Here is a 7,735-nt window from a genome sequence, read left to right as displayed (position 1 = left end):
GTGAACTCCAGCGAGATGCGCTGCCCGTCCTTGCGGATGCCCGGGACGGCCAGCAGGTCGCCGGCACCGTAGCGGCTCCTGCCGGTCCGGATGACCTCGTGAAAGCCCTTCCAGTGGCGCTCGCGCAGCCGCTCCGGAATGATCAGGTCGAGCGACTGCCCGAGCGCCTCCCCGGCGGCATGGCCGAAGATGCGCTCCGCCCCGGGGTTCCACGCGCGGATGAACCCTTCGGCGTCGGTGGCCACCACGGCATCGGCGGAGGATGCGAGAATGCTGTCGGCCGCGATGCGCGGAAAATCCATGCCGCTCATTTCCCGGGCGGTTCGTTCCGGACGGCCGGGAGGCGCGCCAGCACGGTCCTGGTCATCCGCTCGCAGCGCGCGCCATCGAACTGGAAGGCATCCGCTATGGTCGCGGTGAAGCTCCGCGTGAGCGTCTGCCGCAGGAGCCGGCGGGCGCGGTGGAGCCGCGTGCGCACGGTCTCGGCGAGCAGCCCCAGCTGGAAGGCGGTCTCGTCCACGCTCATTTGCTCGATCTCGCGCATCATGAACACCATGCGGAACGCATCCGGCAACTGGTCGATCGCGTCCTCTAGCAGGCGACGCGCCTGGGCGCGGGCGGCAGCGGCTTCCGGTCCTCCATCCCGGGCAGCCGACGGGAGGAAGATCACTTCAGCCTCTCCTTGCTCGTCCATCGTGTCGAGAACATTCAGGTCGACGAAGGGTCGCCGCTGCCTGAGCCGGCCGAGCGCCTCGTTCACCGCGATCCGGGTGAGCCAGGTGGAGAGGCGTGCATCGCCGCGAAATCCGTCCAGATGGGCGAAGGCGCGCAGATAGGTCTCCTGGACGATGTCCTCGGCCTCGCTGTCATCGCCGAGAACCCCGCGCGCCACCCGGTAGAGTCGCCGGTTGTGCCGCTGCATGATCAAGCGGAATGCCTCCCGGTCATGGCAACGCGCCCGTTCGACCAGCGCCAGATCGTCCGGCTCGTCCGGCACCCATGCGGACGCGGCTGCTCCTGATCTCATCGCCCATCTCCTCGAGCCTGATCATGAGATGCACCTGGCCACGAAACGTTCCCGATGGTCGCGCTGCGCCGTCTGGCTGCGCCGGACCGAGCCCCCGCGCAGGATCCGCCCGACCATGCCGGCCAGCTCATGGGGAATGCAGAAATAGTCATAGACGCCCTCGACTAGGAGGGTGACGGCGAAGCTCTCGCCCGGCAGGAGGTAGTCGGAGTTCCACGGCGCAGCGTCCTGCGGGATCCGGGTGGGATGGCCGGCATTGTGCGGGTGGTAGGCGGTGGCCGTATGGGCATTGCCGGCATCGTGGTTGGTCCACCGGATGGTCTGGCCCGGGCGGACATGGAGACCGACCGGATCGTACCACACGTCGGAGCCGTCTTCATTGCCCCGCATCGCGATCTCAGCGGCCTCGCCGGTACTGCCGGACGCGGTGCCGGCGAGGCCGGCGAGGATGACCCCGCCGATCCGCAGCACCGTCCGGCGCGTGGCGATCACTGCGCCACCCGCGCTTCGTCCGCCGCCCGGACATGCCACAGCACCACATGCGCATGCGGCATCTCGACCCCGGGATGGCCGGCATTGAAGTAGACATCGACATGATCGACCGCCCCGCCGGGTGCGGCGAGATCGTCGAAGCTCTTGTCCTTGTCCGTGAGGTCCGCGACCGGCAGCATGTAGATGGTGCTGACCAGGCTGCCGTCATGGTCGTAGGCGAGGAAGGGGCCGGCCGGCAGGGTCGCGGGATCGACGAAGAGCTGGCCGAGCCCGGGCAGGAAGTCCGGCAGCTTCACCAGCTCGCTGACCTTGCGGTAGTCGCCGTCCGGCGGGGCCTTGGCGACCTGATCGGCGGCGAGAGCGGGGCTGGCGAACATGCCGGCGAGCGCCAGGGCAGCAAGGCTGAATCTCATGGCCATCCTCCAGAAGGGGCGCCCGTCCGCTTGGAAAGCGGCAGGCACTCCATTCGATGGAGGGCGGGCAGGAACGTTCCCGGGCGCTACACCCCGAACGGATAGGTGTCGGGCACGCCCGGTCGGTGGTGCTCAGGGCCCAGCGGCGTCAGGGCGGTGGTCTCGTCGAACCACACATAGGCGTCGAATTGCTGCGGCAGCGAGGCGTCGGCATAGTGGCTCATCAGCTCGGTCTCGGGCCGGTAGATCACGCCGATGAACCGCTCCAGGCGCGGCTCCAGCAGCCGGCGGCGCAGCGCCTCGTCGCGGCCGGGATCGAGGAGGAAGCGGGCGATCCCCGCATCGTGGCATAGCCGCTCGTAGCTGTCGCGGTGGGATGGACGCACCCGCTTCACTTCCATGTCGCCGCCCCAATCGGTGGCGGCTGCGACCGTGCCGGTGTGGGTGCCAAAGCCGATCAGGGCCGCGTCGTCGCCGAAGCGCTTGCGGCACAGCTGGCCGATGTTCAACTCGTCGCGCATCATGCCCATGTCCGTGTAGCGCGCGTCGCCGATATGCGAGTTGTGCGCCCAGACGATGGCCTTGGACTGCGGACCGCGCGCCTCCAGCAGGTGCTCGAGCGTCTCGAACATGTGCGTGTCGCGGAGATTCCACGACTCGGCACCCCCGTAATACATGATTCGGTAGTAGCGCTCGGCCGACGCGATGAGACGGGCGTTCTGCGCCGCGTCCAGAAAGCCCTCGCCGTCCTGGCCGGCATAGTCGAGCCGGCGATGCAGCAGTTCCTGGCACTGCTCGATCACCGCCTGCTCGCACTTGCGGTAGCCGGCAGAGAGCACGGCGCGGCCATAGGTCGACGGCTCCTTCTGCCAGGGCGTCAGGCAGCCATAGCGCTCCCGCGCGATCTTCGCGGCCTCGGGGTCGATCCTGTCCAGATAGTCCAGCACTGCCGCGATCGAGCCGCCCATGTTGTAGATGTCGAGGCCATAGAAGCCCGCCCGGCGATCCGGCTCCGGGATGCCCTCGTTGTGTCCCCGCATCCAGTCGACCAACGCGGCGATCTCGGTGTTGCGCCACATCCAGGTCGGGAAGCGCTGGAACGGCGGCTCGCCGCCCGCCTGGTTCGGGCGATGGCGGACATAGCGGTCCACGGCCGCCGCGTCTGGCCAGTCGGCCTCGACCGCCAGGATCGTGAACCCGTGCCGCTCGATCAGGTGGCGGGTGATCGCCGCGCGCGCCTGGTAGAACTCCGCCGTACCGTGGCTCGCCTCGCCGAGCAGCACGACGCGGCGATCGGCGAAGCGGTCGAACAGCTGGCCGAAGGCAGGATCGCCGATGTCCGGCAGGGGCTCGGCCGCCGCGGCGATCATCTCCGGCAGCGAGCGGCCGCGCGACTGGCCGGGCAGGTGGCTGGTCGCGGAACGGCGCCCGTCCTCGGCCCAGCCCTGCTCGCCGATCAGCGGCACGAACATCACGCTGCCCAGATCCTCCTCCTCGAACTCCGTCTCGCTCCGGCGCGTCACCTTCACGAGGCTCTGCTGCCTTTCCTCCGTTCCCACCGGGACGACCAGGCGGCCGCCGATGCAAAGTTGCCGCTTCAGCGCGTCGGGCACCTTTGGCCCGCCCGCCGCCACCAGGATGGCATCGAACGGCGCCGCCTCCGGCCAGCCCAGCGTACCGTCGCCGACGCGGAGCTCGACATTGTCGTAGCCAAGTCTGCCGAATCGCTGGCGCGCCTTCTCGGCGAGCGATGGATGGCGCTCGATCGTGTGGACCCGTTCGGCGATCTGGCTCATCACCGCGGCCGCGTAGCCCGATCCGGCGCCGATCTCCAGGACCCTGTCCCCGGGCTTCACCTCGGCCGCCTCGATCATCAGGGCGACGACGTAGGGCTGGGAGATGGTCTGGTCTTCGCCGATCGGCAGCGGGCCGTCCTCGTAGGCGAATTCCTCCAGGCCCGGCTCCACGAACGCCTCGCGCGGCACGCGGCCCATGGCATTCAGGACGTGGCGGTCGTGGATGCCTCGCCTGGCGAGTTGCACATCCACCATCCGCTCGCGGGAGCGTGCAAGGTCGCGCATGAGGATGCCCGGCTCTTCGATACGCACCGGCAACAGTCCAGCAAGACCGCAGTTCCGGGCCTCCTGGCCCCGGCTGCCCTTATGATCGGCTGCACGGGTTGGTGCGGGCGGTCGGAATCGAACCGACACTCCTTTCGGAACCGGATTTTGAGTTTGTATGGCAAGTGTTCTCTGGTTTTCACGGAGATACACGAAAGTGGCTGATTTCAACGGGTTATACCGCTCCTTCCCTGCGCCCGACTTCCCTAACTTGCGCCCGGGATCACCCTCATTCACGCAAAACTGCGCCCGACCTGCGCCCGGAGATTTCGGGCCCAAATTTTCGGGCGCAGCTTTCGGGCGCAGGAGCTGAGCATGCCGAAGCTGACCAAGACCCTGGTCGATGGGCTGAAGCCGGGCGAAACGGACCAGTGGGTATGGGACACGGAAGCACCGGGCTTCGGCGTCCGCGTCCAGCCCAGCGGCCGCAAGACCTACGTGGCGCGGTACCGGACCATCGATGGCAAGGTGCAGCGCAAGATGACCGTGGCGCGCTGCACCGACATGCCGCCGGACCGCGCGCGCGACCTGGCGCGCAAGGTGTTCGCGGCAGTCGCCGCCGGCGAGGACCCGGCCGCGCAGCGCCGCCAGGACAAGGACGCGCCCACGGTGGCGGACCTCGAGCGCCGCTTCACCAAGGAGCACGCCATCCCGTTCAAAAAGGCCAGCAGCCGCGAGCGCGACGACATCAACTGGCGCTGCCACATCCTGCCGGCCATGGGCACCAAGCGCGTGCGCGACCTCACCAAGGCCGACATCCTCAAGCTGCAGGGCAGCCTGTCCGAGAAGCCGGCCGTGGCCAACCAGTGCGTGGCGATCCTCTCCAAGGCGCTGAACCTCGCCGAGGATTGGGAATGGCGGGCACCCGGCACCAACCCGTGCCGGCGGCTGAAGAAGTACAAGATCCCCGAGCGCGAGCTGATCCTCACGCCCGAGCAGATCGCCTGCCTGGACGCCGCGCTCACCGAGCTGGTGAACGACGGCGCCATCCGGCCGGCCTTCGCGGCCTTCGTGCGGCTGCTGATGCTCACCGGCTGCCGCAAGTCGGAGATCATGGAGGCCAAGCGGTCCTGGGTGGATTTCGAGCGCCGGCTGCTGCTCCTGCCCGACAGCAAGGTCGGCCAGCGGCGCATCCCGCTGTCGCAGGCCGCGATCGACATCATCAAGGCCCTGCCGGAGAACGAGTGGCTCATCCCGGGCCGGCTCGACGGGCGCAGCATGCAGTCGCCCTACGGGACCTGGGCGATCGTGAAGGCGCGCGCCGGGCTGCCCAAGGCGCTGCGGATCCACGACCTACGCCACGGCTTCGCGTCCCTCGGCCACATGGCGGGGCTCACGCAGAAGCAGATCGCCACAGCGCTCGGGCACCGTCAGCTATCCACGACAGAGCGCTATCTGCACGGGCTCGTGGGTGATCAGGCCAAGGTGGCCGATAAGATGGCGGAGGTGATTGCCGGCAATTGGAGCAAGCCGGCGGCGGCCGCCTAGCGCCGCTTCTCGCGCCGCTCTGCGCAGTGCACGCAGTGGTGGTAGCCGTAGGCGCGGCGCGGCTCCGGCATCTCGGCTTCACAGTCATCGCACTCGGCGGGCCCATACTCTGGCTCGCTGGGTGCGAATTTCCTTTTGGCGGGGCGGGCAGCGTTGCGCAGCTCCCATTCCAGGACCTCATGCTCCTGGGCGCGATCTTCGAACGACATCAGGGTTTCATGCAGCGCAGCAGCGCCGCTTCGAGCTCGGCCTCGTAGCCGATGCGCTGCTTGCGCTCGGCTCGCAGCGCGCGCATCTGCGCCGGCGCCTTGGAGCCCAGCGGCAGCGCGTCGACGGCAAAGGCTGGTTTGGTGACCGGCTGCACCACGCAGTGAACCGGGACGGGAATCTGGACCTCGACCGTGCGGACTTCGGGCGGCGTCGGGGTGGTCGCGCAGGCGGCGAGCGCCAGCGGCAGGGATAGGAGAAGGGCGCGGGTCACTTGGTGCGCTCCCGCGCCAGCTCGGCGTCGAAGGCGGCCTCGGCGGCGCGCACGGCCTCCAGATCGGACGCACCAGGCGGGTCGGTCTCGGCCAGCGTCTGCTGGGCCTCGGCTTCCGCCGTGCGGCGCTTCTGCTGCGCCTCGAGGCGCGCCAGACGTGCGTCTTCTTCCGCCTTGCGCAGCTTGTCGGCCAGATCGTTGATCGCCACGCTTTGGCGCTGCGCCAGGTCGGCGGTGTCGTTGGCTGCCTTGCGATCGCGCTCGGCGTCGGCTTCCGCACGGGTAGCGCGCGTCTCGGCGGCTTGCAGGCGCGGCGACCAATAGCTCCAACTGATGACGCCCGCGCCGGCCAGGGCAGCCACCGCCAGGGCGATGAGCGCGATCAGCGCGTTCTTGGCTGTCAGCATGGCTTACTTCTTGATCGTGTCGCGGATCTCGTCGATCAGCGACCCGATGTCGGCGTCCTTGCGCTTGTCGAACCAGCGCATGAAGGCGCCCACGATCCACCACGCCGGCATGCCCGCCAGGACCTGGAGCGGCGCGGCGATGTACATAATGCCGAATTCCTTGTCCTGGCCGTTGAGCTGGGCGACGGCGATCGCCGACTCGAACAGGGCCGGATACCAGGAGTGCACGGCGGCTACGAGGATGGGCCCGTAGATGAAGGATGACAGGAGGGTACAGACCATGCGGCCGAACAGTTCCCGGGTCGATTTCGGCGGCATGACGATGAAGGCGAGGGCCGTAGCGAAAGCGCCGAAAATAAGCTGTGAACCCAGGTACTTCACCAGAGCAAGGCCAGCGACGGAACTGGTGGAGGTAGGTTCCATTATTGATTTTCCGGAGTGAGATTTAGTGTCCATGGCCGAAGCATATGGCTTGTCGGTCAGGCGATACGGACGCGGTTGAGCATCCAGCCGAACAGGAACTTTTTGTTGGCCGGGCGTGATTCGGTGAGGCGGAGGTACTTGTCGCCCTGGCTGCTGTTGAGGCCGCGCACCAGCACGGTCTGGCCGTCGCGGCCGCGCCACTTCAGGTAGGCTTCCAGGGCAGCGTAGGTGATCGGGCCGAGACGGCCGTCCACGAACAGGGTCTGGTAGCGCGAGCCGGTGTCGTTGAGCGCGTTGAGCCAGCGCTGCAGGAACTCGGACGCCTGGGAAGGGCCCATGTTCACGCCGGTGTCGATGAGCTCGATGCCGACGGCCTCGTTGATCTGGAGGACGCGGTCAAAGCCGGGCGTGGTGATGTAGCGGTTGCTGTAGATCGCACGGGCCACGCTCACCGGCAGGTCGCGCATGGCGCCGGTGTAGCCGTAGGCCCGGGCGACGGCGACGGTGATCCCGTAATTGGTCTCGCCGCCGGCGTCGGCGGGGTCGTTGACGTAGCCGCCCTCGGCCTGAAGAACTTCGTCGATGATTTGATCGATGCTGAGCATCGGCTACCCCCATTGAGTTGAGGGTAGTGTCCCGTCACGACGATGCGGCCGCTCGCGCCTTGCGGGACTTGATGATGGCCAGCACGCCGGCTTTGATCCGGTCTGCTGCCTCCACGCCACGGATCTTGGCGACGCAGCCTTTGGGAAAGCTCACGCCGTCAGGCGGCCGCTCGCCGTCGGGGTTGCCGTACAGCCAGCGGTTGCGGCTCTCCCGCGAGTGCAGCCCGTCCAGGACATAGCGGCACTCGCATTCGTGCCGCCAGGCCTCGGAATGAATGT

The 7,735-nt window shown here is 68.0% G+C and carries 12 protein-coding genes; 1 reads left to right on the top strand and 11 read right to left on the bottom strand.

Annotated elements, in window-relative coordinates; translation table 11 throughout:
* The 5 genes from EQG76_RS06300 to EQG76_RS06280 form a co-directional block, all read right to left on the bottom strand.
* The coding region (locus EQG76_RS06300; RefSeq protein ID WP_159711617.1) for a PAS domain S-box protein at window positions 1–302 on the bottom strand (302 nt) is incomplete at its 3' end.
* A 5-nt stretch (window positions 303–307) separates the two neighbouring features.
* A complete protein-coding gene (locus tag EQG76_RS06295) occupies window positions 308–1,027 on the bottom strand; it encodes an RNA polymerase sigma factor (protein WP_159711615.1) in 720 nt (239 codons plus the stop codon).
* A 21-nt stretch (window positions 1,028–1,048) separates the two neighbouring features.
* Complete coding sequence (locus tag EQG76_RS06290; protein ID WP_200840597.1) at window positions 1,049–1,519, bottom strand: plastocyanin/azurin family copper-binding protein; 471 nt, start codon at window positions 1,517–1,519, stop codon at window positions 1,049–1,051.
* Window positions 1,516–1,932 carry a DUF5602 domain-containing protein gene (locus EQG76_RS06285; protein WP_159711613.1) on the bottom strand — a complete coding sequence of 139 codons (417 nt, stop codon included), beginning with the start codon at window positions 1,930–1,932 and terminating at the stop codon, window positions 1,516–1,518. The genes EQG76_RS06290 and EQG76_RS06285 overlap by 4 nt, the downstream gene beginning before the upstream one ends.
* Window positions 1,933–2,018: 86 nt before the next feature.
* Window positions 2,019–4,013, bottom strand: a complete 1,995-nt coding sequence (locus EQG76_RS06280) for a protein-L-isoaspartate(D-aspartate) O-methyltransferase (protein WP_159711619.1) — start codon at window positions 4,011–4,013, stop codon at window positions 2,019–2,021.
* A 354-nt stretch (window positions 4,014–4,367) separates the two neighbouring features.
* On the opposite strand from EQG76_RS06280, the gene EQG76_RS06275 reads away from it, so the two are divergent.
* On the top strand, window positions 4,368–5,540 hold the full coding sequence (locus EQG76_RS06275; protein ID WP_159711611.1) for a site-specific integrase: 1,173 nt from the start codon (window positions 4,368–4,370) through the stop codon (window positions 5,538–5,540).
* Here EQG76_RS06275 and EQG76_RS06270 read toward each other — a convergent pair.
* The 6 genes from EQG76_RS06270 to EQG76_RS06245 form a co-directional block, all read right to left on the bottom strand.
* Window positions 5,537–5,749: a TraR/DksA C4-type zinc finger protein gene (locus EQG76_RS06270; RefSeq protein ID WP_159711609.1), complete on the bottom strand. Its 213-nt coding sequence runs from the start codon at window positions 5,747–5,749 to the stop codon at window positions 5,537–5,539. The two genes, EQG76_RS06275 and EQG76_RS06270, sit on opposite strands and share 4 nt — an antisense overlap.
* Window positions 5,749–6,021 carry a hypothetical protein gene (locus EQG76_RS06265; protein WP_159711607.1) on the bottom strand — a complete coding sequence of 91 codons (273 nt, stop codon included), beginning with the start codon at window positions 6,019–6,021 and terminating at the stop codon, window positions 5,749–5,751. Before EQG76_RS06265 ends, EQG76_RS06270 begins: the two co-directional genes overlap by 1 nt.
* The gene (locus EQG76_RS06260; RefSeq protein ID WP_159711605.1) at window positions 6,018–6,428 is read right to left on the bottom strand and encodes a hypothetical protein; all 411 of its coding nucleotides are present in this window, start codon (window positions 6,426–6,428) and stop codon (window positions 6,018–6,020) included. The genes EQG76_RS06265 and EQG76_RS06260 overlap by 4 nt, the downstream gene beginning before the upstream one ends.
* Before the next feature lie 3 nt (window positions 6,429–6,431).
* Window positions 6,432–6,851: a hypothetical protein gene (locus tag EQG76_RS06255; protein ID WP_159711603.1), complete on the bottom strand. Its 420-nt coding sequence runs from the start codon at window positions 6,849–6,851 to the stop codon at window positions 6,432–6,434.
* 56 nt (window positions 6,852–6,907) lie between these two features.
* Window positions 6,908–7,456 carry a glycoside hydrolase family 108 protein gene (locus EQG76_RS06250; RefSeq protein ID WP_159711601.1) on the bottom strand — a complete coding sequence of 183 codons (549 nt, stop codon included), beginning with the start codon at window positions 7,454–7,456 and terminating at the stop codon, window positions 6,908–6,910.
* A 34-nt stretch (window positions 7,457–7,490) separates the two neighbouring features.
* Window positions 7,491–7,735 (bottom strand): DUF7696 family protein (locus EQG76_RS06245; protein WP_159711599.1); only part of this gene is annotated, 245 nt, incomplete at its 5' end.

Origin of the sequence: Geminicoccus flavidas (assembly GCF_009806515.1) — a bacterium.
Taxonomy (GTDB): domain Bacteria; phylum Pseudomonadota; class Alphaproteobacteria; order Geminicoccales; family Geminicoccaceae; genus Geminicoccus; species Geminicoccus flavidus.
This window is presented reverse-complemented; position numbering and strand designations above follow the sequence as displayed.

Coding starts and splice junctions, on each gene's coding strand:
- EQG76_RS06260 (WP_159711605.1), bottom strand. CDS start 6,428: ATGCTGACAGCCAAGAACGCGCTGATCGCGCTCATCGCCCTGGCGGTG.
- EQG76_RS06270 (WP_159711609.1), bottom strand. CDS start 5,749: ATGTCGTTCGAAGATCGCGCCCAGGAGCATGAGGTCCTGGAATGGGAG.
- EQG76_RS06280 (WP_159711619.1), bottom strand. CDS start 4,013: ATGCGCGACCTTGCACGCTCCCGCGAGCGGATGGTGGATGTGCAACTC.
- EQG76_RS06295 (WP_159711615.1), bottom strand. CDS start 1,027: ATGAGATCAGGAGCAGCCGCGTCCGCATGGGTGCCGGACGAGCCGGAC.
- EQG76_RS06255 (WP_159711603.1), bottom strand. CDS start 6,851: ATGGAACCTACCTCCACCAGTTCCGTCGCTGGCCTTGCTCTGGTGAAG.
- EQG76_RS06275 (WP_159711611.1), top strand. CDS start 4,368: ATGCCGAAGCTGACCAAGACCCTGGTCGATGGGCTGAAGCCGGGCGAA.
- EQG76_RS06250 (WP_159711601.1), bottom strand. CDS start 7,456: ATGCTCAGCATCGATCAAATCATCGACGAAGTTCTTCAGGCCGAGGGC.
- EQG76_RS06285 (WP_159711613.1), bottom strand. CDS start 1,932: ATGAGATTCAGCCTTGCTGCCCTGGCGCTCGCCGGCATGTTCGCCAGC.